Annotated in this window: 30 protein-coding genes; 1 reads left to right on the forward strand and 29 read right to left on the reverse strand. The window is 58.2% G+C overall.

What is annotated here, in order from left to right; all coding sequences use genetic code 11:
- Window positions 1–7 precede the first annotated feature (7 nt).
- The 18 genes from RMV17_RS15405 to RMV17_RS15490 all read right to left on the reverse strand — a co-directional run bounded on the left by RMV17_RS15405 (window position 8) and on the right by RMV17_RS15490 (window position 11,276).
- Complete coding sequence (locus RMV17_RS15405; RefSeq protein WP_311880924.1) at window positions 8–436, reverse strand: phage tail terminator-like protein; 429 nt, start codon at window positions 434–436, stop codon at window positions 8–10.
- The gene (locus tag RMV17_RS15410) at window positions 433–1,029 is read right to left on the reverse strand and encodes a hypothetical protein (protein ID WP_311880925.1); all 597 of its coding nucleotides are present in this window, start codon (window positions 1,027–1,029) and stop codon (window positions 433–435) included. The genes RMV17_RS15405 and RMV17_RS15410 overlap by 4 nt, the downstream gene beginning before the upstream one ends.
- The gene (locus RMV17_RS15415) at window positions 1,026–1,394 is read right to left on the reverse strand and encodes a hypothetical protein (protein WP_311880926.1); all 369 of its coding nucleotides are present in this window, start codon (window positions 1,392–1,394) and stop codon (window positions 1,026–1,028) included. The genes RMV17_RS15410 and RMV17_RS15415 overlap by 4 nt, the downstream gene beginning before the upstream one ends.
- Window positions 1,395–1,410: 16 nt before the next feature.
- The gene (locus tag RMV17_RS15420) at window positions 1,411–1,914 is read right to left on the reverse strand and encodes a DnaT-like ssDNA-binding protein (RefSeq protein ID WP_311880927.1); all 504 of its coding nucleotides are present in this window, start codon (window positions 1,912–1,914) and stop codon (window positions 1,411–1,413) included.
- Window positions 1,915–1,971: 57 nt separating this feature from the next.
- Window positions 1,972–2,562, reverse strand: a complete 591-nt coding sequence (locus RMV17_RS15425; protein WP_311880929.1) for a hypothetical protein — start codon at window positions 2,560–2,562, stop codon at window positions 1,972–1,974.
- Between the two features lie 45 nt (window positions 2,563–2,607).
- Window positions 2,608–3,570 carry a major capsid protein gene (locus RMV17_RS15430; protein ID WP_311880931.1) on the reverse strand — a complete coding sequence of 321 codons (963 nt, stop codon included), beginning with the start codon at window positions 3,568–3,570 and terminating at the stop codon, window positions 2,608–2,610.
- 12 nt (window positions 3,571–3,582) lie between these two features.
- Window positions 3,583–4,311: a hypothetical protein gene (locus tag RMV17_RS15435; protein WP_311880933.1), complete on the reverse strand. Its 729-nt coding sequence runs from the start codon at window positions 4,309–4,311 to the stop codon at window positions 3,583–3,585.
- Window positions 4,312–4,391: 80 nt separating this feature from the next.
- Window positions 4,392–4,760 (reverse strand): hypothetical protein, encoded by a 369-nt coding sequence (locus RMV17_RS15440; RefSeq protein WP_273915418.1) that lies wholly within the window; start codon window positions 4,758–4,760, stop codon window positions 4,392–4,394.
- A 32-nt stretch (window positions 4,761–4,792) separates the two neighbouring features.
- Complete coding sequence (locus tag RMV17_RS15445; RefSeq protein WP_311880937.1) at window positions 4,793–5,884, reverse strand: minor capsid protein; 1,092 nt, start codon at window positions 5,882–5,884, stop codon at window positions 4,793–4,795.
- On the reverse strand, window positions 5,859–7,277 hold the full coding sequence (locus RMV17_RS15450; protein WP_311880939.1) for a DUF4055 domain-containing protein: 1,419 nt from the start codon (window positions 7,275–7,277) through the stop codon (window positions 5,859–5,861). The genes RMV17_RS15445 and RMV17_RS15450 overlap by 26 nt, the downstream gene beginning before the upstream one ends.
- Complete coding sequence (locus tag RMV17_RS15455; protein ID WP_034152698.1) at window positions 7,274–8,575, reverse strand: terminase large subunit domain-containing protein; 1,302 nt, start codon at window positions 8,573–8,575, stop codon at window positions 7,274–7,276. Before RMV17_RS15455 ends, RMV17_RS15450 begins: the two co-directional genes overlap by 4 nt.
- Complete coding sequence (locus tag RMV17_RS15460) at window positions 8,562–9,023, reverse strand: DUF2280 domain-containing protein (RefSeq protein WP_273915414.1); 462 nt, start codon at window positions 9,021–9,023, stop codon at window positions 8,562–8,564. The genes RMV17_RS15455 and RMV17_RS15460 overlap by 14 nt, the downstream gene beginning before the upstream one ends.
- 32 nt (window positions 9,024–9,055) lie before the next feature.
- Window positions 9,056–9,679, reverse strand: coding sequence for a putative metallopeptidase (locus RMV17_RS15465; protein ID WP_311880942.1), 624 nt, complete (start codon window positions 9,677–9,679; stop codon window positions 9,056–9,058).
- An 89-nt stretch (window positions 9,680–9,768) separates the two neighbouring features.
- Complete coding sequence (locus tag RMV17_RS15470; RefSeq protein ID WP_311880943.1) at window positions 9,769–10,311, reverse strand: hypothetical protein; 543 nt, start codon at window positions 10,309–10,311, stop codon at window positions 9,769–9,771.
- Window positions 10,312–10,424: 113 nt separating this feature from the next.
- Window positions 10,425–10,673: a hypothetical protein gene (locus RMV17_RS15475; protein WP_311880945.1), complete on the reverse strand. Its 249-nt coding sequence runs from the start codon at window positions 10,671–10,673 to the stop codon at window positions 10,425–10,427.
- Complete coding sequence (locus tag RMV17_RS15480; RefSeq protein WP_311880946.1) at window positions 10,670–10,858, reverse strand: hypothetical protein; 189 nt, start codon at window positions 10,856–10,858, stop codon at window positions 10,670–10,672. Before RMV17_RS15480 ends, RMV17_RS15475 begins: the two co-directional genes overlap by 4 nt.
- Complete coding sequence (locus RMV17_RS15485; RefSeq protein WP_311880947.1) at window positions 10,855–11,046, reverse strand: hypothetical protein; 192 nt, start codon at window positions 11,044–11,046, stop codon at window positions 10,855–10,857. Before RMV17_RS15485 ends, RMV17_RS15480 begins: the two co-directional genes overlap by 4 nt.
- Window positions 11,046–11,276 carry a hypothetical protein gene (locus RMV17_RS15490; RefSeq protein WP_311880948.1) on the reverse strand — a complete coding sequence of 77 codons (231 nt, stop codon included), beginning with the start codon at window positions 11,274–11,276 and terminating at the stop codon, window positions 11,046–11,048. Before RMV17_RS15490 ends, RMV17_RS15485 begins: the two co-directional genes overlap by 1 nt.
- A 253-nt stretch (window positions 11,277–11,529) precedes the next feature.
- Between RMV17_RS15490 and RMV17_RS15495 the strand changes: the two genes are divergently transcribed.
- Window positions 11,530–11,967 carry a hypothetical protein gene (locus RMV17_RS15495; protein WP_311880949.1) on the forward strand — a complete coding sequence of 146 codons (438 nt, stop codon included), beginning with the start codon at window positions 11,530–11,532 and terminating at the stop codon, window positions 11,965–11,967.
- A gap of 34 nt (window positions 11,968–12,001) precedes the next feature.
- On the opposite strand, the gene RMV17_RS15500 is transcribed toward RMV17_RS15495, so the two are convergent.
- The 11 genes from RMV17_RS15500 to RMV17_RS15550 form a co-directional block, all read right to left on the reverse strand.
- Window positions 12,002–12,334, reverse strand: a complete 333-nt coding sequence (locus RMV17_RS15500; RefSeq protein WP_085731213.1) for a phage holin, lambda family — start codon at window positions 12,332–12,334, stop codon at window positions 12,002–12,004.
- Between the two features lie 73 nt (window positions 12,335–12,407).
- A complete protein-coding gene (locus tag RMV17_RS15505) occupies window positions 12,408–12,665 on the reverse strand; it encodes a hypothetical protein (protein ID WP_311880951.1) in 258 nt (85 codons plus the stop codon).
- Between the two features lie 288 nt (window positions 12,666–12,953).
- Window positions 12,954–13,118, reverse strand: coding sequence for a hypothetical protein (locus tag RMV17_RS15510; protein ID WP_311880953.1), 165 nt, complete (start codon window positions 13,116–13,118; stop codon window positions 12,954–12,956).
- Between the two features lie 76 nt (window positions 13,119–13,194).
- Window positions 13,195–13,503, reverse strand: coding sequence for a hypothetical protein (locus RMV17_RS15515; RefSeq protein ID WP_311880954.1), 309 nt, complete (start codon window positions 13,501–13,503; stop codon window positions 13,195–13,197).
- A gap of 174 nt (window positions 13,504–13,677) precedes the next feature.
- A complete protein-coding gene (locus tag RMV17_RS15520; protein WP_311880955.1) occupies window positions 13,678–14,355 on the reverse strand; it encodes a hypothetical protein in 678 nt (225 codons plus the stop codon).
- Window positions 14,352–14,957: a recombination protein NinG gene (locus RMV17_RS15525; protein WP_311880957.1), complete on the reverse strand. Its 606-nt coding sequence runs from the start codon at window positions 14,955–14,957 to the stop codon at window positions 14,352–14,354. Before RMV17_RS15525 ends, RMV17_RS15520 begins: the two co-directional genes overlap by 4 nt.
- The gene (locus tag RMV17_RS15530; RefSeq protein WP_311880959.1) at window positions 14,954–15,424 is read right to left on the reverse strand and encodes a hypothetical protein; all 471 of its coding nucleotides are present in this window, start codon (window positions 15,422–15,424) and stop codon (window positions 14,954–14,956) included. The genes RMV17_RS15525 and RMV17_RS15530 overlap by 4 nt, the downstream gene beginning before the upstream one ends.
- A complete protein-coding gene (locus RMV17_RS15535) occupies window positions 15,417–15,644 on the reverse strand; it encodes a hypothetical protein (protein WP_311880961.1) in 228 nt (75 codons plus the stop codon). Before RMV17_RS15535 ends, RMV17_RS15530 begins: the two co-directional genes overlap by 8 nt.
- Window positions 15,641–16,438, reverse strand: coding sequence for a hypothetical protein (locus RMV17_RS15540; RefSeq protein WP_311880962.1), 798 nt, complete (start codon window positions 16,436–16,438; stop codon window positions 15,641–15,643). The genes RMV17_RS15535 and RMV17_RS15540 overlap by 4 nt, the downstream gene beginning before the upstream one ends.
- Entirely contained in the window at window positions 16,425–17,351 is a 927-nt protein-coding gene (locus tag RMV17_RS15545) for a helix-turn-helix domain-containing protein (protein ID WP_311880964.1), read from the reverse strand. Before RMV17_RS15545 ends, RMV17_RS15540 begins: the two co-directional genes overlap by 14 nt.
- A gap of 268 nt (window positions 17,352–17,619) precedes the next feature.
- Complete coding sequence (locus tag RMV17_RS15550) at window positions 17,620–18,234, reverse strand: hypothetical protein (protein WP_311880965.1); 615 nt, start codon at window positions 18,232–18,234, stop codon at window positions 17,620–17,622.
- Window positions 18,235–18,276 lie beyond the last annotated feature (42 nt).

The following is an 18,276-nucleotide window of genomic DNA, read 5'->3' on the forward strand; positions in this document are numbered from 1 at the left end:
CGGTAGGTTATGCCCCAGCGGGCGGTAGGTCTGCGACACCTGCGTAGGTGAAGCTGGCCGGGACCGTGTAGGTCGCCGACTCTGTGATTGTTGGCCCTTGATCTACTGGTTCCGTGATGAGGCCATCGAACCCGTTGCGGGCCAGTGGCGTGTCTACGCGAAAGAGTTGGGTCAGCTCTTCAACAAGCGTCTCTGCGGTGGCCATGGCCTGGGCAGATGGACAAACGATGCTGATCTGATAAACACCGGCGTATTCGTAGGCGTCCCCGCCGAGATAACGGCAAGTGGTGCTGGCTGGTAGCTGGAAGGCCCGGAGATAGGTTTCAGATGGATTTGGCGTGAATGGCTGATTCGAATAGGCCACTCGTATTGGACGCGCAGCCGACCATGCGGCCAGCTTCGTTTCGATGGACTGACGGGCGCGTGCGTGACTCATACCTGATTGTTCCTGATGGCCTCCTGCACGATCTGCTGAAAGCGAGCCACGGTTACCCGGACCATGCCGCCAGGAGCTTGGGTCGAATGACCGAACTCCAGCGGAATCGCGTAGGGCAAGTTGTTGATGATGTAGGCCATCTGGCCGGCGGTGAAGTCGCTCATTGCTGCTACCAGCGCCGCGGTAGTCTCCGCGCCGCTCGGGTCAACCTCGTCGAAGGTGACGCTCTCGACCACGCCGAGAGATATGTGCCAGTTCGCGCGGAACCGGCCGCCGACGTAGCCTTCAGGCGCCTTGATGTCCATGCCGTCGTTGAGCTTGCGGCCCTTCTTCAGTCTGCCGCCCTTCGTGGGGTTGGCTGGGTCACTGCGCAAAGCGCTGCTGTGGTCGTCGACGGCCTTGTTGTATTCGGTCGCAATCGCGTTCTGCGCCCAGATCTCCGGGTTACCGACAGGAGACATGCGGATCAGGCTGCTGCCGACCTCGATGATGATCTCGCGCACACTCGCGTCGATGGCTTCGCTGGTCTGGGCGGCAAACTCGGCCAGGCTCATAGCGAAGCTACCGGACTGGCCGGCACCTGCCCGGCTCACGACCGCACCTGCAGCTCATACAAGATGGGCGTACCGGCAGGGTTGACCTCTTTCAGCGGCGGGACGATGGCCCAAGTACGGTCCTGAGTGACAACCTTGTCGAGCAAGCCCGGTACCCAGGACAGGCCCTGCGCGGCAATCTTGAGCTTCTTGTCGCCCTGCTTGATAAGGCTGTTGTTTTGGAATTCTTGGCCGGTGAAGTCGAGCAGGATGCCTTGGGCGATTTGCTCGACGGGCACGCCTGGCGCTTCGCCGCCGAGATCCGGGTCGTACTCGCCCGGCTGAGTCTTGCTGATAGTCACCGACTGGCCGAACTCTGTGATCATCTCCAGAGCCATCACGGCCATTTCGTCGTAGAAGGCCATGGTGGCTCCGTTTCAGCTATGCGCGCACTGCGAACAGACCGCGCTTCTGTAGGTAATCTGCAAATTGCGTGGCGCTCGGCCGATCCGGCGCCGCCGGCAATAGTCGGCCGCTGGTGTTCGGGATCGTCGCGTATTCGCGGGTTACCGCGCCCTCGACACGCTCAAGCGTTACCGCGCCTTTGCGCTTCTCGATCGGGTCGACGTCGTCAGTGTGGATCTCGGCAGCCAGCGCCATCTGTCCGTACTGGATCCGCGCCGGCAGGTAGTTGTCGGGCTTGAGCTCGTAATCCAGCTCGACGCCGCGGCGTGGCCAGGACAGGGCCTGTTCGCTGTTAGACTTTCGCCCTTTCCACGTCATGCCATCCATTGCCAGCGCGGACCGGCGCAGCAGCGCTTCCTGTACTGGCACATCTGCCGGGATGGTCACGCCAAACTTCACGGCGTAAATGGCCAGGTCTTCGGCGGATGCGTAGCTTTCGGCGTCAGGCTTGCCGGTACCGTCCTCAATGATGAGAGTCATGAATCAGCTCGCTGTGGTGTTCTGGATCGGATGCCACGTTACCGGGCACCCGGATTGTTACGCCTGCTGTAGGTCAGCAACTGCCTTTTCCAGCGACTCTACCGAAGCGTTCGCTCGATACGGCACATTAGCGGCGTCGAGTTGCGCCTTGAGGCTTGCGATCTTCTCGGCATTGTCGACCGGCTCAGCTGCTGCCTTGAGACGCACGACTTCAGCGCGGAGCGATTCAACCTCGCCCGCCAGGTTGTCACGTTCACCCGTGAGTGTTTCGAAACCTTCATGAATGGCTTTCAGCGCACCGAACAAGCGGATTGGCAGTTCGCCGGCGCCCGGGTGTTCCAGATCCGATTGCCCCTCGGCGGCGTCGATCAGTCGCAGAATGCCGTCACGCTCGGCGCGCAGCGTGGCGTTGTCCTGTTCCAGGCCGACAATAGCGTCGGCATCACCCGAATCAACCGGCGGGCTGATCAAAGGCTTCAACACCGAGACGTCGACGCCTTGCGCCTCATAAGCGTCGACCACCTTCGGCCAGTCACCAATCACAACTGCATGAGTTACACCCGCCTCAGGCTGATCAAAGTGCGCGGGATTGCGGTACCGCTTCTCCGGATCGAAGTCCGAATTCTGAGTGGAATAAACCAGTTCCATAAATATCTCCGTAGCGGCCATCGCTGGCCGCTGTCTGGGCCGGTATCAGCCGCCGGCTGGTGGCGTAGTAGTCAGGTTGATCAGCACACCAGCAGTCACCTTGTTGCTGTTGGAATGCTTGACCCAGTTCGCAGCCGAACCCACGGCGGCAAGCGTTGGGTTCGCACCACCAGCAGCTTCCTTCCAGCTGTAGCCGAGAACGTCGATGTTGACGGCGCCTTCAGCGCGGTAACCGATACCCAGGTTCTCCTCATCGTTCACCGCATACGAACGGAAGCCCGGCGCCTGAGACTCGGTGATCAGCACAGCGTTTGGCAGCAGGCCGAAGATCACATCTGCGGGCGCAGTGTCGGTCACCAGCACTGGCTTGCCGAGTGTGCCTGGCAATCCGCCGTAGATGACAACGCCGGCCTCTTCGTAAACCTTGTTCGCGATCGCTTCATCGACGATGTCGAAGTAAGCGCTGGAGTGCATGACCCACAGAGCAATGCGGCCGAACTTGTCACCGAACTTGCGCATGCCGCGGGTCAGGGTCTTTTTGCCGTCGGTTTCAATGTTGGCCGAAACCACCATGTCAGCGTTGGAGCTGATCGAGGCACGCAGTGCAGCAGTGGCGTACTGGATGAAACCTTCCAGAGTGGCGTCGGCAACGTCGGCGCCGATGATCTGCGAGAACTCGTCGACCGGTCGGCCGCGGCGTTTGAACGCTTCTTCGGTGGTCTGGTACGGGCCGTACTTCCACGGTGCTTTGACGCCAACGGCTTCGCCAGCGCCGATCTTCTTCGCGGTCACCTTGCCGGTGGAGTTAACGTCGCGGTGCTCCAGCGAACCGCCGATCTTGTAGAACGAGCGCTTGCGGAAGTCGCCTTCGATCAGCTCGTTGTCGAGCACGATCGCACCATTGGACGATGCGTTGAACACATCGAGGTTGTCCTGGACACGCTCCAGGTATGCAGTTTGCGCCTCATCGTTGTAGATGATCAGGTCGCTGTTCACAGTCGTTGCCATGGGTGGATCCCCTTACTTGGGCAATTGCAGATATGCGGTTTGGCCGTGCTTACGCTGGTAGTCGCGCTTTTGCTCAGCAGTCATTTCGGAGCGCTTGAATGCAGCCTGGCCGCCACCCCCGCCCGGGGCTTGTGTCCCTGAGGCCCTTGGCCACAGATGAGGTGCGCTTTCGCGCAGAGATTCCGCCCATTCGAGCGGGGTCAGAGGGGTCTTGCCGTCTTTGCCGAGGATGACCTGGCCGGATTCATCAACGGCGACCGCTTCACCCTCTTCGTTCAGCGAGAACACGCCTTTGGCGCGCAGGATGATGTCGTCGGTTGCTTCCGGCAGTGCGCCGGCTTTGAGCGCTGCACCGCGCACCGAATCGCCCAGGACTTTGCCCTGGAACTTGGCGGCGAATGCCTCGGCCTTCTCGGCCCGCGCTGTGACGGTCTTCAACTGCTTGTCGTAGTCACCGCGCAGGCGCTCGGTGCGGCGGTTAAAGACCTCGTCCACCTTGCCCTCGGTCAGCAGCTTGGTTTCTTCGTCCTGGCCGGCACGACTGAGCAAGCCTTTGACGGCGTCGATGTCGATGCCTTCAAACTGGGTTTCGAACTGGGTTAGCTTGGTGGAGGTGTCCTTCAGCTTTCCCAGCAGCTCTGTATTCTTGGTTTTCAGCCCGGTAACAGAGGCTTCAACGGCAGTCGCGATAGCGGCCTTGATTGCCGGGTTTTCTAGGTCGATTTCGTTTTCTTCTGCCACGTTGATGCACCCCTTGGGTATGTTTCGCCCGTTTTGCAGGCATAAAAAAACCCGCCGAAGCGGGTTATATTCATAATCGTTTATTCTAAATACATCTCTAATGTCTCAAGTGTTTCATCATCTTGAGCGAACTCGCATATAAGGTCTGTGATCGCAATTAAGCTGCGTCGCGCCTCAACTTCCTCTTTGCTACCAGAGACGGCTGAAATAAAAGTGTGGGCTTGTTCGCGTACGTGCAATCTTAACCATCTATTATTCCGAATACTTGCCAGCACCAGCAAAATATCATCCTTATACTGGTGGGAATGGGCAAACACTTTAATGCAGAAAATAGCATTGCGTTGATTCCACAGCCGATCAACAAAACTATGAAATCCTGCTAACCCAAAAGCTCGCACAAAATCATTGAAAAGGTCTTCTTGCTCTTGTCCTTGGAGTTTACCCAGCATCCGACACCTTCCTTGATATAGCGCTAAAACAATCAGATTAGCAGACCAGCCCTTTCAAATGATAACGGTTCTAGAGCGCGCATCTGCACCAGAGTCAACGGGGCGAAGTTGCGATCAAGCTGCAGTTCGGCGAAGCGCTCCACCGTCAACCCGCCCTCACGGAACAACTTGGCCCGCACGGGACCGATTGCCACGTCCTGGAACGATGCGGGCTGCTGCTGAAGCCAGTGGTAGTAATCGAGGTCAGCACTGACCTGCTGTCCGCCATCAGCACCCACCGAGGCGCGTGTTGCGCCCTTCGCGAACATCTCGCTGAGCTTTGTCAGCAGAGTGAATGTGGTGCGACAGTTCGGGTGAAACGGCGGCCGCGGCCCAGAATCGACCGGAAACCGTCGCTTATCCATCGACCGACACTGCTGGCTGGTCTTGCTGTCCAGCGTGGCGACCATCTCGACTTCAGACACGATGTCCGTGTTGGCCTTGGCCACCTCCATGCGCGCCTGAGACGACACATGCTGTATCGCGGTGTGCACGACGGTGCTGGCATTGCGGTTGGTGGTAGCGAGAATGCCGTCCTTGTAGCCAGCCGACTTCGTGCCGCGGATGTTGCGAATGATCTGGAAGTTCGTCTGCCCCTCGAAGAAGCCCTGCCGGATCGTGCCGGTGACGCGCTCGCGCTCTGCACTGGTCCAACCCTTGATGAACGACTTCAGCAATTTACCGCCCCCGGTGCCGCGAACGCTGAGTGGGTTTGTCAGTACAGCTGTACGGATAGCCGCTGCCGTCGGCGCGACTACATCCAGCGAGACTCCAACCGGCGCTGACCGGGCCAGGCTCGTAGCCTCGAACTCAGCCTCGTAGTTGGCGATGTCGATCAGGTCGAGGTTCAATTGCGCGCTGTAGCGGTCGAAGATGCCCAGCAGCAGACTGTCGACCTCTTTCAGCAGCGCCTCCAGCCGCTTCACGTTGTACTCGGTCAGATCCGACTGGGTGAGCCGGTCGCGGATCGAGCGGTCGATCTCCTTCAAGAAGGGGGCAAACTTGCCGACCTCCCCAGCCTTAAGCTTTTCGAGGAAGACAGCGTGCCGAATCGTAGCGTCAAGGATTGCTTGGTCTGCCGCCATCTACTTTGTCCTCATCGTCCAGGCCCAAGCCGTCGCCCTGCTCTGCCAGCTCGCCATCGATATGCTGGTCTGTGCGCTCAGGCGCGATCAGGCCCAATTTGCGCAGGTACGCCCGAAGATCCGCTTTGGCGAATCCACCGTTCTGCCAGAGGCCGACCAAGGCGGTGATCATTTGTGGATCAGCCGTCAGCTCCACGAACTCCTGATTGATCTGGTAGGCGACCTTCGCGTCGTTGACGCCCATGTACGTGCAGCACCACATGATCGCCCGGGTGTAAGCCTCGCTGACGTTGGCCACGCAGCCGGCGAGCACCGACGTCGATGCAGATTGATCACCACGTGCTTCGGTCGCCGTCTTGGAAGATAGAGAGGCCACGACCATCCGGGCGCCAAGCTCAATCATCATCTGATTCTTGTCGGCCATCGCCTCCTTCACCAGCGTGTTCGGCAATGGCTGGGCATAGCCGAACTGTCCGCCGGCAGGCAACATCATCGGGGCGCGGGAACCAACGTAGACGCCGTTCTTCTCCATCCAGTCGCGCCACTGTTCGTCCAGACCGGAAATCCATGGCTGTGCCTGGCCACACCAGAAGACGCTGTCCTCGTAGTCGGCGCTGTTCCGGTAATGGCCCAAGTTGATCATGGCGATGTCGTACAGCGGCGACTCATCTATGCTCGGATCGTTGTTCTGCGCGCCGACGAAGGTGAACGGGATCTCCTTCAGGCGGCCGGCGGCGCCGTTGGGCTTGAAGTCCTGAACAACGGCCAATGGCCCGCCACCTTTAGGCCCGGACCGACGCCACACACGACAAACAAAACCATCATCCTCAAGCGCAAGCTCTCGGTATTGCTCGACCACCTTGAAACCAAATCCATCTTCGATCTCCGGCGACTCGCGCAACACCACCAGGGTCAGCACGCTGTGACCGTTCACCATGCCCGTGCGCCAGTTGATGATGTCTTCGGCGCAGTACGACAGGATGACGGAGTGGCCACCGGTGCCGGCGTCTTGGTGATAGTCGACATACAAACCGTGGCGACCAGCCTCAAGCACCTTTTCCAGCGTACCTTGCGAGTGCTGGTAAATGCTCACGCCTGACCCATTGGCATTGTCTTGCAGGTACTCCATCTTCTTCGCAACGACCAACGTCGGGTCTTTGTGAAACGCCAAACCAAGCAAACCGTTTCGCGTATGACCAGTGGCGTTCTTGAACACCGCCCGTTCTCGATAGGCCTTGTTGCGATCAACGTTCTCCGGCGACTTATCGTGAGCATTGATGTAAGGCAGTCGGTCGACAACCCGGTGCTGGCCAGCGCAGACATCGCGCACGGTCGACCAGCGATCCAGTACTTCGATGTAGTCCGCCCGCTTGAAGGAAACGTCGTTGCTCATCGGGCGTATCCCATTTTGATAGCGGTGACCGGTTTGATAATCGGGTACTCGCGGTGAATGAAGTAACCGCCGCCGTCGTTGGCGTGGTCGTTGCCTTGGCTCTTGTCTGGCTCGCCATTGGGCGCCCAGATCTGCTGTTCCAGGCCATCGGCGTAGGTCGGGCATGTGAACGGGTTCACCAGGTAACGCCGCTCGCCCTGCGCGTTGCAGAACATGGCGTTCATGGCGTTGATCCGATCCTTCACCGGCGGGTTGGCCGCCGGCGCGATGACCGTGAAGCCCGCCTGCTTGAGCATGGCGATATCGGTGAGGCTGGCATTGACTGACTTGCGCGAGTCGCCAGAGGCGTCCGGGTAGATCCGGATCTCGCAGGTCTTCTTGTAGTCGTTGCCGGTGTGCTCCCAGTACCGCTCTTTGATGCGACGAATCATGTCCGGCGTGTCGTAGCCATCCATCAACTCGTCCACGGCTCGCGGTAGGCCTTGGTCACGTTTGACGTGGGTGATCGCGGCCATTTTGCCGACGTTGAAGTCCATGCCGATGAACAGCGGCTCGCCAGCCTGCACAGTGTCGAAGCACTGGTTCAGCTTGCGGTCGTAAGCGTGGTAGATCGATCCGGACGTCAGGTTGACGAACTGTCCGTTCAGGTACGCGCGGATCAGCTGCTCGGGGTACGACTCCATCAGCGATGCGATGTAGTCGTCAGGCAGGTTCAGCTCGTTGTCGAAGGTGCTGGCCTGGATCAGGCCATACATTTCCTTTAGCGCCGGCTTGTCGCGTAGCTGCTTTACGAACTGGAGGAAGACGAACTTGAAGCCTTCAGGCGTCGTTGTCACATCTACGCCGTTTTTCAACCCGGGCAGGTTATAACGCATCCGGGCAATGATCTTGCGCCAGGCCTGCTGCGCCTTGATCGACGTCAACACGTCCAACTCATCCACTAGAGCGTGACCGATCTTGAAGCCGACGATGGTCTGCGGCTTCTCCATCGACCGGCAAATCACAGTGCCGCGATACTGCCGGCCGCTGTAAATGTGAACCTCATGGTTCGCCTGGTTGATCTTGGTCTTCAGCCCCCAGTCGTAGGCTACCTCCTCCATTGTTGGATAGAAGATGTCGCGGATCTGCGGGTATGTCGGTGCGAAGTAACCAGCGTTGACGCCGGGCCACTCCATGAAATGCTTGCTCAGTGCTGAGCATCCGACCCAGGTCTTCCCGGAGCCGAATCCAGCAACGAAGGCGCGAAACTTGTGGGGCAAAAGGAGGAACTGCGACTGCGGAACGTTAAGGCTCGGCATTCGGCTTCCTCGCATCCACTACGTCGACCTGGATGCGCGTCGGGATTGCCGGCTCATCGTCTGGCTCATCCTTCCGGTGGCGATTGACATAGACGTCGCCGACTTCCTTCGCGGCTTGCTCGAGGATCTGCATCGCCAGGCCGATGTTCTTCAGCGACTCGGCCCGCTCGACAAACCGGTTCATGGCGCGGAGCCGGAACGCTCGGTTCGCGATCGGGATTTCGGCGGTCTCCTCGCGGAAGCGCTTGCGGGTATCTTCAAACACCGCTTTCCACTTCACGCCAAGGTCACGGCCGGCATGCTTCGTTGGGTCGTACTGTTCGCACTGCTGGCGAGACACTTCGACGCCGAATGTTTCCTTGACCGCCTGCACTACCTGAGTCGGCGTATCAAAGCAGGCCAACGCCTGCACAATGAACCGCTTCACCTCATCTTTCAGGGCTGCCATATGGGTTTATTCCGTCAAGGTCCTGTCAAGGATCAGGCCAACTTGAGCAGACAGGTTCCGCAGGCCCTCGATATGTTCAATTTCCCCACCTCAGCAGGATTGTTTGCTGCGTCCACCAGTTCTTGAACTTGAGGGCTCGCCCCATACCGACGCACCACACCGACGAACTCTTCAACGTCGTGTCCTCGCATCTCAAGCTTGGGCAATCCTTCCTGGGTGAACTTGGGTGCGCCGTACTGATCTGTCGCCTGAGCGATGTGGTACAGCTCGTGTTCGACCAGTGCGCAGAAGTCAGCGTCACTGCATTGAGCGCAGTAGTCCGCGGCCAAGGTGATGATGTAGGCCGGCACTTCGCCGAACCAATCCAGCATCTGCTGTTCCATCCGAGCCTTCTGCCAGCCACCGGCGCGGAACGCAACTTGCTCGGCCTGACCTACAACCGTGCGACCCTTCTTCGTGAAGGCGGCAGACGCCCACATCACACGAATATCCGCGTCGATCAGATGGGCGTGTTCTTCGTTGTGGATGCTTCCGGTATCGGCGAGGATCTCGGTTTGGAGCCATTTCCACACTTCCGGAGCAGGTATCAGGCGGATACCGAAGGCCGATAGCTCTGAAAGCTCAAGCACCGATGATGGAGGGAATGGCCTTTCCACCAATGCCTCCTTCTTTTATCTTACTGCTAAGAATAAAAAACCCAGCGTTTTGGCTGGGTCTGTAGCTCGGGCATTTGAGATGTCATGTCTTACGGAGTTGGGCATTGAGCAAGCAATCCGACCGCAGCAATGTTTGATTCACTAGCTGTCTTCGCGGCAGAGAATGACTTCACTCCATTTTCTATTGCCTGCCCGACTGCCGCCCTTCGCGCCTCGTACGCGGCCGTGCCCAGAGGTCCCTTTTCGCTCGAGCCCAAGGTGGTACTGACAAGACCTGCCACCCCGGCAGCTATCCCGGGAGCTACCCCACCAGTTCCAGCAGCAGCCATGACTGCTCCTGCTATACCAAACACACCGCCAGTAAGGCCAATTCCTAGTTTGTACCCTTCAGAGCACTTTGCACGGTTTTCATACCAGTTATAAACGCTACGACAAAATTTGTTCACCTTCCAAAAACTCGCGTCTGCGTGCCCTCTTTTTATATCTTCCGATTTCTCGGCTATCACCGCTGTTGGATAGGCGCTCATATCAGGATATGGCTCAACGCTTGATTCAGTACACTCCCAAGCAGCGCTAGCTTTCGGACAAGTTAGGATAGCCAAGGTGGCCATCATGCAGATTTCCTTTTTCATATATATCTCCCCATACCGCCTAAAATAGGCAGTTTAGAGGTTAGATTAAGGATAGATTTCTGCACCTAGCAGCAGAGGTATTTGTGTGCATCTATAGAGCACTCACCAACACATCATTCGCCACCCGACAGCACATCAATCAGCTTCTGCTCACCCAGGCGCATTGCACCTAGGCATTGGAGGTCGTCGCACTTAGGCCCGAGCCCGAACACAGTCACCTGCCCTTTCGGGCCGATCAGGGTCAAGGCGCCTACGGTGCATTCCGGATGGACACCAGCATCGAGGTCGTCAGCGATCTTGCGCAGGGTCTTGGCGGCGTCGCGCCAGCCCTCACGCTTGAACTCAACGAGCTTCGCGGTCATGCCGTTACCCTCTGGAACCACTCTTCAATGATCCGGCGCACTACCGGCTCGGTCAGGATGGCTGATGGCTCTTCAACGGCGATCACTGAGCGCACCAAGTGACAGGGCAGAACATGGACACCGTCCTCAGCCGTTACCGTCAGGTGCGGGCGCTGATCAGCGATGTCGTGGATGTCTGCGGTCATGCCTTCACCATGTTGTGGGTCTGTGCGTGGGCGTGCCCGTGCAGCCCGGCGACGATCAGGCCCTGAGGCAGTCCAGCAGCCTTGGCCGCGTCGATGGCCTTGGCGATCGCGCTATCCAATTCGGTCAGTACCTTGTTGATGTCCTGGCTCAGGGGTAGCGCGTGGCGCAGGCGAGTTACGTTGCTCATCAGCTGAAAGGGTCAGCGGGTTTTGCGATCGAGCGAACGAACCACATGAAGCCCTGCTGGAGATTGGTCTTGGCCAACGCCAGCAGCCGAAGGTCAACACCTTCAATCTGGCCGATCTGTTTGAACAGTTTGCCGGCGCCGGCTTCCAGAGCCTTGATCGAGTTCATACCGTCGATTTCAGACTGGGTCAGGTCGCGGTAGCCGGTTATCTTTTGGTGCTGGTTATCCATGCCGCTCTCCTCGTCGCGTGTCGCGACACAATTTGAGTTGTGTGAAAAAGTGTCGCGGCTCAGTCCATCCGAAGGATGCGAGCGAAATTGCCGCGGGCCGGCCTGGTTGGGACGGCGTTGTCGTTCGCTCGGTCAGGAGCCCGACACGCTCATCTGCAACCATTAGCCACTTGGCTGCTCACGCGCGCCGGGCGGCGCAGCCTTTACACATGCTTTAAACTCCTTGGCCGAATTACTTCCATGGCAGGAACCCATGACTCAAACAGCTAACCACCAGACTCCATCCCCTTCTTGGTTTACAGTTACTTTTTTCTCACTGCTTTTCTCCGTGATAAGCGGTGTAGTCGTTGCTGCGGTCGGTTATGGCAAGCAAGAGGCTGCGAACGGGACGCTTGTGCAGCGTGTCGCGGACTATAAAGAGGCGAATGATCGATTAGTCGCAAATAGTGAAAAATGGAGTAACGCCTACGACGTCAGAGGCGAGCTACTCGCGTCCGCTCAGTCGCGCGTGGCGGAACTGGAGAACGACCGCTGCACACCTCTAAAACGAGATATTGATGCCATTCGGAACGACATTAACTTTTTAGAAAACAACAACCAATCCGCTCAACAAATCGAGCGAAACATCCGCCAGATGAACGATTACCAACAATCTCTGCGAGCTTGCTATGCCTCGACGGGGCACCGCTGAATGCGGATTGCTAAAGCGTCCGCCTAAACTTGACTCACTCAGCCTTGCGGGTCGGCAGCTTAAAATCGGTGACCCGATCCGCGATGTTGCGGATCTTCTCGACACCCAAGAAGCCAACCCAGCCGCCGGCGAAGGTGGCCATACTCTGAGGCAGGCCGAAGAAGTCCAGACCGCTGATGATGGTCAGGGTCAGACCGCCGCATATGGCGCCTTCCACAAGCATCTGGCGACGAGTACCGCCACCGTAAGTGATCCGCAGCACGGCCATGGCGCAGGACAGCGCAGCCGCATAGAGGATTGGCGAATGCTGGCTCAACCACGCAAGCGCTATCGCCCATGTGTCTGGTTTGTCTGGCATGTTTGGCATCTCGGTTCCTCCCCGTCAGGGAGTCAGGAATAAAAAAGCCCGGCAAAAAGCCGGGCTCTTGGTGTTGGGATTGTCACATCCCGAAGGACGGACCTGATCTGCTTTTCTTCCGCTGCTTCTCCGCCTCAGCCTCCTGATGGAGCTCAGCCTCGGCTTCCCTCTGGCGCTCGGCCTCAGCTTCCGCATCACGCTGCTCAAGAAGCTTGATATAGCCCTCGGCTTGCTCTCGGGATGGATACGGATTGCCAATGGTCTTCCCGCCGATGAACACCTGATAGAGTTTCTGGCCGGTTATGGAGCCACGACCTTCATTGATGTGGTACTTCGACATACGATTCCCATCCGCGATGACAAAGTGCCACTCTATCAGAGACAAGAACGAAAAAGTCCCTGCAAGTGCAGAGGCCCTGAATAGGTGCGCTCGTCTTTCTGAGCTGTTGGCCAAAGGCCTTCTCAACGTCGACGCCCCTTTGCATCGATCTCGCTGATCCAGTCTCGCGCCACCCCGACAGCATGGTGAGGTAAGAGTGCGCGGGCTGCCGGTGTTGATTCCGTACGTCGCACTATCCGGCTATCGACGTCCAAGCCTTCCCGAAGGCTGTCCTGGCTACAGGTGAAATTACAGATTCTTTTTATGGATGCGCCAACCCATGGCGACACCGGGATGCAGATACTCGCCGGTGCGCGGATGGCGCGAGAAGTCTGTCTCGCCAACTTGGCGTGCGGCCGCCTCCCAAGCCGTTCTGGCGCGATCCAGAAGATTGCTTTTGGCTTTCAGCTTCATGCGCACCTCCGGAAGGTTGAATTTGAGGCAATAAAAACCCGACACGAAGGCCGGGTTTTAGGCGAACTACAAATTTCTAACTGGTTTGAGTCGGATCGATTCGATCAAGCTCATCATGGCCAAGCCAAGTAAGTTCGGTAAAAAGGTAGTCAGTGTAGTAAATCCCGGTCCCTTTGACGGCCGCGGCCCCAAGCGCCTCTACGTATCGGTTTTTAACCAAAAGCTCTGCTGCATACATCGCTTCTGCGAAATAGGACTCTCTAGCCTCTGGCGCATATGGCTTGCTGTATTCTTGGGCAATAGTCGATGCAAGCACCTCGCCCTGCATTGGAAGCGCACCAATTTTTTGCAGAATCAACTTAACCGCTGCTTTGCTTCTTCTCAAAGGTCGCTCCTCGACGGTTGTTCGACTGCCATCTGGCAGCGCAAGGAGCATACCAAGACCGAGACCAAAAACACAAAACCCGGCGCTGTGGCCAGGTTTCGAAGTGGTCCTGCGCTGTAAGTAAGTTGCGCAGTGTGGGAAAAGTACATCAAATCCCCCACCATGGCAACACCTTTATGCCGCATCCTCTGAATTTTCTGCGTGAATAACCTGCCACACAGGCTGTTGAGCCTGAATATCCACTTCCTCGATGGCATTTCTCAGGAAATTCCAGATGTCGATCCAGTCGCGATCCCAGTGCTTGGGCTGGATAGCGATCCCGTACAGCTTCATCATGGCGTCAGACACTCGAGCCGGCCCCCATGCATCACCGCCATTCGCCTCGGCCTTGTAGGACTGCAGGGCGCAGGTGATCAGACAGTGCACCTTCGCCGCCTTCGCGTCGGTGAGCGCACTGAAGTCAGTATCCGACCAGATCAGCTTCTCGGCGTTGAGCATGTGAACGACCGTCATGCACGGGTGGTAGAGGTAGTGCCCCAACTGCTGCACCTGGAACGGCAACGACTCGATCGCCTTCTGCACTTTCCCCATGGTCACCAGGTGGGCAGCTCGATGTGTCGACCGACCAATTGGCGTGCGGCGCGTCTCGGCGATGTGGATCTTCTGGCGCACAGCCATGATGCGCTCTTCCTTGTCCTCGCCCTGGGCGGCAAAGATTATCTCTCGAAGCGCGGCCTTCTCCTTCCTGACGACGATCGCGGATTTTGCCCGGTCAGCTGCCGCTGCACTGATTGAGGCGTTCGACTCATGCTGTGCATCTGTCCACGCTTGACGTGCGTTGATCAATTTCATGCTGCCTGCCCCTTTTTCAGTTCTCGGGTCTTGGCCCGGTATTCGGCCTTGATGGTTTTGATTTCGTCGACGGTGTACTTGCGGGGCTGATGAGGCCCCTCCAGCCAGGCCACGGTTTCGGCGCCGATGCGCAGCACCAGCCGGATGCGGTACTCGACTGCGTTGCCGGACAGGTTGCGGTTGCACTTCACGCACTGACGATGGATGTTCAGCGGCTCGAAACGCAGTTCCGGGCAGGCACCCACGGATCGATAATGCCCTGCGTCCCAGCGGCTGCCAGTGATCAAGTCACTGTCGTTCGGCATTGAGTCGCAGCTGATGCACGGCAAGTGCGCATCGCGGAGGCGGACGTACTCGTTCACCGCGGCCTGGGCTTCGCGCAGGTGGTCAGCCCTGGTCTTCAGCTTTTCCTTGCGAACTTTGATTTCACGGCGGTCGCGCTGAGCGATAGCCTTCTTCGCCCTCTGTTCATTCCGTGGCGCATCCTTCAGCGCGCAGGCTGGGCTGCACACTGCCTGCCCCAAGCGCGCGGGAACGAATGAGGCCCTGCATGTTGGGACGCGGCATTTTTTGGCACGGGGCGGTTTTCGTTCGATCGTCATGCAGCCTCCTGACCCAGCAGATCATCGAAGTACACGCCCTGCTGTGCGAAGCGCGCGACGATGCGGTCGGTGTACGCCACGCCCTGGGCTCGATTGAAAAGACTGGTTACTGGGAAACCGTCCGGGCCGAACAAATGGCAGCCCCCCATCATTTCCAGCTTTGTCGCGTACGGAAGATGGCGCATCACCCGGTACCACTCCGCCTGAAACCCGGCATCCTCGTTCAGCAGGATCTGCACGCCGATGTGCAACTTGCAGTACCGGCGCGCGTCGGCCTCATCGCCGATCTGGGTCATCTCTGCGATGCGCTTGTACATCGCGAACCACAGCCGATTCTGGTCGAGCGTGCGATCCTTTCCCGGGCGCAGCGATACGACGACGAACTTCTTATCACGGTACATGGCGCTAAGCTTCGTGATGGCCTCTGAGAGTTTCGCCTGACAGTTCACGGAGATTTTGTCAGCCATGGGTGGCCACCTTGTTCGGCAATCCGTTGATCAGCTCACCGAGTTGCTGTGTCAGTCGCTCGTTCTCGGCCAGCAACTCCAGCGCCACCTCCTCCACGGTCTTCTCCCCGAGAAAGTCCTGCAGCGCTTCGGTGTTGCGCTTCCAGTCCGAGCAGTCGGCACGGAATGACGCGGCTTCGGCCCACAGCAGCTTCTGGAGTTTTTGTTTATCGATGCTCATTGAGCCGCACTCCTTGCTTCCAATTGTTCAGCCTGCTGAATCAGCAGCGCCCGGCGATCCGCCAGCTCATTGGCTGCCAGAATTCGCAGTTCTGTTTTTTCCTCTGCCGATGCTTGGCGCATGGCGAGCATCGAATCCTTCACCGCGGCGAGCTTCTCGCGCAGTTTTGGCGAAGGACGCGCAATCTCACCGGTGAGCAGCGCAACGACGGCACGGCCGTCTTCAGTTACCGGCGCGACACTCAAGTCGGCCAGGTACAGCTGCCCGCGCTCATGTGGGATTCGCTGCATTTGCACGGCTTTGGTGATCGCCTGCGTGCGGAGGTTCGCATCGAAGCCGACGGAGACGTGCCAGTTGACCTGTTTGCTGTCCTCTCGGGCCTGCCCCACCAAACGCTCGTAAGCGCTGTTGAACGCCATGCGCGCACCTACCTTGTCGCCCGCATCGAGGACAGGTTTCGCAGCAGCCAGTGCGAGCTGGATTTCGTCGGTCAGCACCACGGTTTCAAATTCATCGTTGGTGGTCATGGCGATCGCCCAAGCTTCGTCCTTGCCCGGACGGCCGTCAGCAGCCTGCACTCGCTGGAGAATGTCAGCCATGGCGAGCTTTCCCTTCACCTCAAAGCGGCATGCCTTCAGCGCGGCTTTCACGGCGGGCACCGAGTACGCGCAGAGGTCTTCGGCCATCATCGCCGCAGTGCCTGGGTTCATTTCCTGACCCATGGCCTCGGCGGTGGCGCAGATCGCTGCAGCAAGCCCGGCAACCTGTTGATCGTTCATTTTAAAGGTACTCATTGCGCTCTCCCGCTTGGCGCTTGGCCAATACCATTTGCGCGGCCTGTTCGGCGGCGGAGACGTTCGCCTCGGTACGCTCCATCTGGCGTGCAGTTGTCCCGTTGATGCGCTGACCGGTCACCCACTGGGTGTGGTAGCTCTCGGCGTTGGCCAATAGTTCGTTGAGGCTGTGGCACTTGCGCAGGACGGCTGCATCGCTGGTTTTCAGGAAATGGGCAGCGACGTGGTGAGCGACGTCGGCGCCGAGGCGGTCGACCAGTTGACCGAGTTGGCCACCGACCTTGGCGTTCCAAACCGGCCAGGTGCTGTAGCGCTTGCGGTAGGCCATTGCGTAGTTCGCCCAGACCTTGAAGGTTTTGCAGGACTGGTCTTTGGGGCCTGGCATGTCGGCGGGAATCTCAACCCGTGGCGCATCGGTGCGATCAACCACCAGAATCAGATTGCGGGACTGAGCCGGCACAACCTCGGCGGAAGCCGGGAGTGCAATTGGTTCAATGACCGGTTCATTGACTGGTTCAGAACAGTGACTGGTTCTGGGTGCAGCTCCTGCACTACCCCCTAGTGCAGGAGATTCACTAGGGGGTGAACCTGCTGCACCACCCTGGTGAATCTGCTGCACTACCCCTGGTGCAGGAGGTGCACCACCATCAAGCGTCAGGAAGTAAACATTCGACGAATTGCCCTTCGGCCCACCCTTCCTGATTTCCTTGCGCAGCAACCCTGACTCACACAACGCGGTGATGTGGTTCATAACGGAACGCTTGCTGATCTCGCACTGATCGGCGATGTGCTGATAGGACGGCCAGCACTCCCCCATATCACTGGCATTGTCTGCCAGCTTGATGAGAACCAGCTTGCGAAGTGGATTGCCGACGCGAAGCTTCATCGCGGCGACCATGAGACCCATGCTCATGCTGCACCTCCAGTAACGAGCAAGGCTTGCTGGAAGTTCACACCCAACGTGAATGCCTTCACCTGGTTGATCGTGTCGGTAAACTGCATGTCAGGTGTTCCTGACGCTAGGAGCAAAGAAATAGATGCGCGACACGTTTTTCGAATTTTGAAAACGTGTCGCGACATTGTTCGGGGTATTGCTCGAATTGGGTTGGCTCTGCATAATCGGGCTTCTCTAGTTTTGCGAATCAGCCGACCTTCTCCGTCGGCTTTTTTGTGCACGCTGTTCAGGCGATCTTCAAATTCGGTCGGTGTTTTGCGATCAGTGCCTCAGCCTTCCGGCCCAGCTCCCCTGCCCGCGCTTCAACCTGACGGCATTGCTCGGCGAACATCGGCAGGTGCGGCAAGTCCTCTTCGCACATCACCTGGTCATCAAAGACTTCGCTGCCGGTATCAATCACATCGCCCAGCGCGCGGATCAACGCACCGAAGCTTTTGTTGGCGCATTGATCGCTTTGCATTTGACGGGCGCCGATCAAGCCGTGGCGCCCGGCCAGCTCGTTGATGCAGTGGACGCGGAACTCTGGCTCCAAAGCGTTCACCCAAGACTCTTCCAGCCAAGTTGGCATTTCCTGCTCACCGGAGAGCCAGCGCTGCACGCGCTTCAGCCAGCGGCCAGTCGCTTTCACGAACTCACTGACGTCACCGGCCAGTTCTGGCGAATAGAAGTCAGGAACTTCCTTCTTCTTAGCGCGCTCAGGAATCGATAGGTGCAGTTCAAGGCTCAACGCCTGAGCGAAATCGTCCTGGCTAAGGCTGGTGCGGGCTATCTGATTTGCCGCGTGCGCCACCAACACCTGGTCGCGAGTTTGGGCGCTATGTCTTGGACTGGACGTTTCCATAGGAACTGCTCTCTTATAATCTTGCTTCGACGGATTGGCGGG

Origin of the sequence: Pseudomonas sp. VD-NE ins (assembly GCF_031882575.1) — a bacterium.
Taxonomy (GTDB): Bacteria; Pseudomonadota; Gammaproteobacteria; order Pseudomonadales; family Pseudomonadaceae; genus Aquipseudomonas; species Aquipseudomonas fluorescens_BZ.

Excerpts from the sequence above, each read along its gene's own strand:
- RMV17_RS15405 (WP_311880924.1), bottom strand. The coding sequence starts at position 436 with ATGAGTCACGCACGCGCCCGTCAGTCCATCGAAACGAAGCTGGCCGCA.
- RMV17_RS15415 (WP_311880926.1), bottom strand. The coding sequence starts at position 1,394 with ATGGCCTTCTACGACGAAATGGCCGTGATGGCTCTGGAGATGATCACA.
- RMV17_RS15420 (WP_311880927.1), bottom strand. The coding sequence starts at position 1,914 with ATGACTCTCATCATTGAGGACGGTACCGGCAAGCCTGACGCCGAAAGC.
- RMV17_RS15425 (WP_311880929.1), bottom strand. The coding sequence starts at position 2,562 with ATGGAACTGGTTTATTCCACTCAGAATTCGGACTTCGATCCGGAGAAG.
- RMV17_RS15430 (WP_311880931.1), bottom strand. The coding sequence starts at position 3,570 with ATGGCAACGACTGTGAACAGCGACCTGATCATCTACAACGATGAGGCG.
- RMV17_RS15440 (WP_273915418.1), bottom strand. The coding sequence starts at position 4,760 with ATGCTGGGTAAACTCCAAGGACAAGAGCAAGAAGACCTTTTCAATGAT.
- RMV17_RS15445 (WP_311880937.1), bottom strand. The coding sequence starts at position 5,884 with ATGGCGGCAGACCAAGCAATCCTTGACGCTACGATTCGGCACGCTGTC.
- RMV17_RS15450 (WP_311880939.1), bottom strand. The coding sequence starts at position 7,277 with ATGAGCAACGACGTTTCCTTCAAGCGGGCGGACTACATCGAAGTACTG.
- RMV17_RS15455 (WP_034152698.1), bottom strand. The coding sequence starts at position 8,575 with ATGCCGAGCCTTAACGTTCCGCAGTCGCAGTTCCTCCTTTTGCCCCAC.
- RMV17_RS15460 (WP_273915414.1), bottom strand. The coding sequence starts at position 9,023 with ATGGCAGCCCTGAAAGATGAGGTGAAGCGGTTCATTGTGCAGGCGTTG.
- RMV17_RS15470 (WP_311880943.1), bottom strand. The coding sequence starts at position 10,311 with ATGAAAAAGGAAATCTGCATGATGGCCACCTTGGCTATCCTAACTTGT.
- RMV17_RS15475 (WP_311880945.1), bottom strand. The coding sequence starts at position 10,673 with ATGACCGCGAAGCTCGTTGAGTTCAAGCGTGAGGGCTGGCGCGACGCC.
- RMV17_RS15480 (WP_311880946.1), bottom strand. The coding sequence starts at position 10,858 with ATGACCGCAGACATCCACGACATCGCTGATCAGCGCCCGCACCTGACG.
- RMV17_RS15485 (WP_311880947.1), bottom strand. The coding sequence starts at position 11,046 with ATGAGCAACGTAACTCGCCTGCGCCACGCGCTACCCCTGAGCCAGGAC.
- RMV17_RS15490 (WP_311880948.1), bottom strand. The coding sequence starts at position 11,276 with ATGGATAACCAGCACCAAAAGATAACCGGCTACCGCGACCTGACCCAG.
- RMV17_RS15495 (WP_311880949.1), top strand. The coding sequence starts at position 11,530 with ATGACTCAAACAGCTAACCACCAGACTCCATCCCCTTCTTGGTTTACA.
- RMV17_RS15500 (WP_085731213.1), bottom strand. The coding sequence starts at position 12,334 with ATGCCAAACATGCCAGACAAACCAGACACATGGGCGATAGCGCTTGCG.
- RMV17_RS15505 (WP_311880951.1), bottom strand. The coding sequence starts at position 12,665 with ATGTCGAAGTACCACATCAATGAAGGTCGTGGCTCCATAACCGGCCAG.
- RMV17_RS15510 (WP_311880953.1), bottom strand. The coding sequence starts at position 13,118 with ATGAAGCTGAAAGCCAAAAGCAATCTTCTGGATCGCGCCAGAACGGCT.
- RMV17_RS15520 (WP_311880955.1), bottom strand. The coding sequence starts at position 14,355 with ATGAAATTGATCAACGCACGTCAAGCGTGGACAGATGCACAGCATGAG.
- RMV17_RS15525 (WP_311880957.1), bottom strand. The coding sequence starts at position 14,957 with ATGACGATCGAACGAAAACCGCCCCGTGCCAAAAAATGCCGCGTCCCA.
- RMV17_RS15530 (WP_311880959.1), bottom strand. The coding sequence starts at position 15,424 with ATGGCTGACAAAATCTCCGTGAACTGTCAGGCGAAACTCTCAGAGGCC.
- RMV17_RS15535 (WP_311880961.1), bottom strand. The coding sequence starts at position 15,644 with ATGAGCATCGATAAACAAAAACTCCAGAAGCTGCTGTGGGCCGAAGCC.
- RMV17_RS15540 (WP_311880962.1), bottom strand. The coding sequence starts at position 16,438 with ATGAGTACCTTTAAAATGAACGATCAACAGGTTGCCGGGCTTGCTGCA.
- RMV17_RS15545 (WP_311880964.1), bottom strand. The coding sequence starts at position 17,351 with ATGAGCATGGGTCTCATGGTCGCCGCGATGAAGCTTCGCGTCGGCAAT.
- RMV17_RS15550 (WP_311880965.1), bottom strand. The coding sequence starts at position 18,234 with ATGGAAACGTCCAGTCCAAGACATAGCGCCCAAACTCGCGACCAGGTG.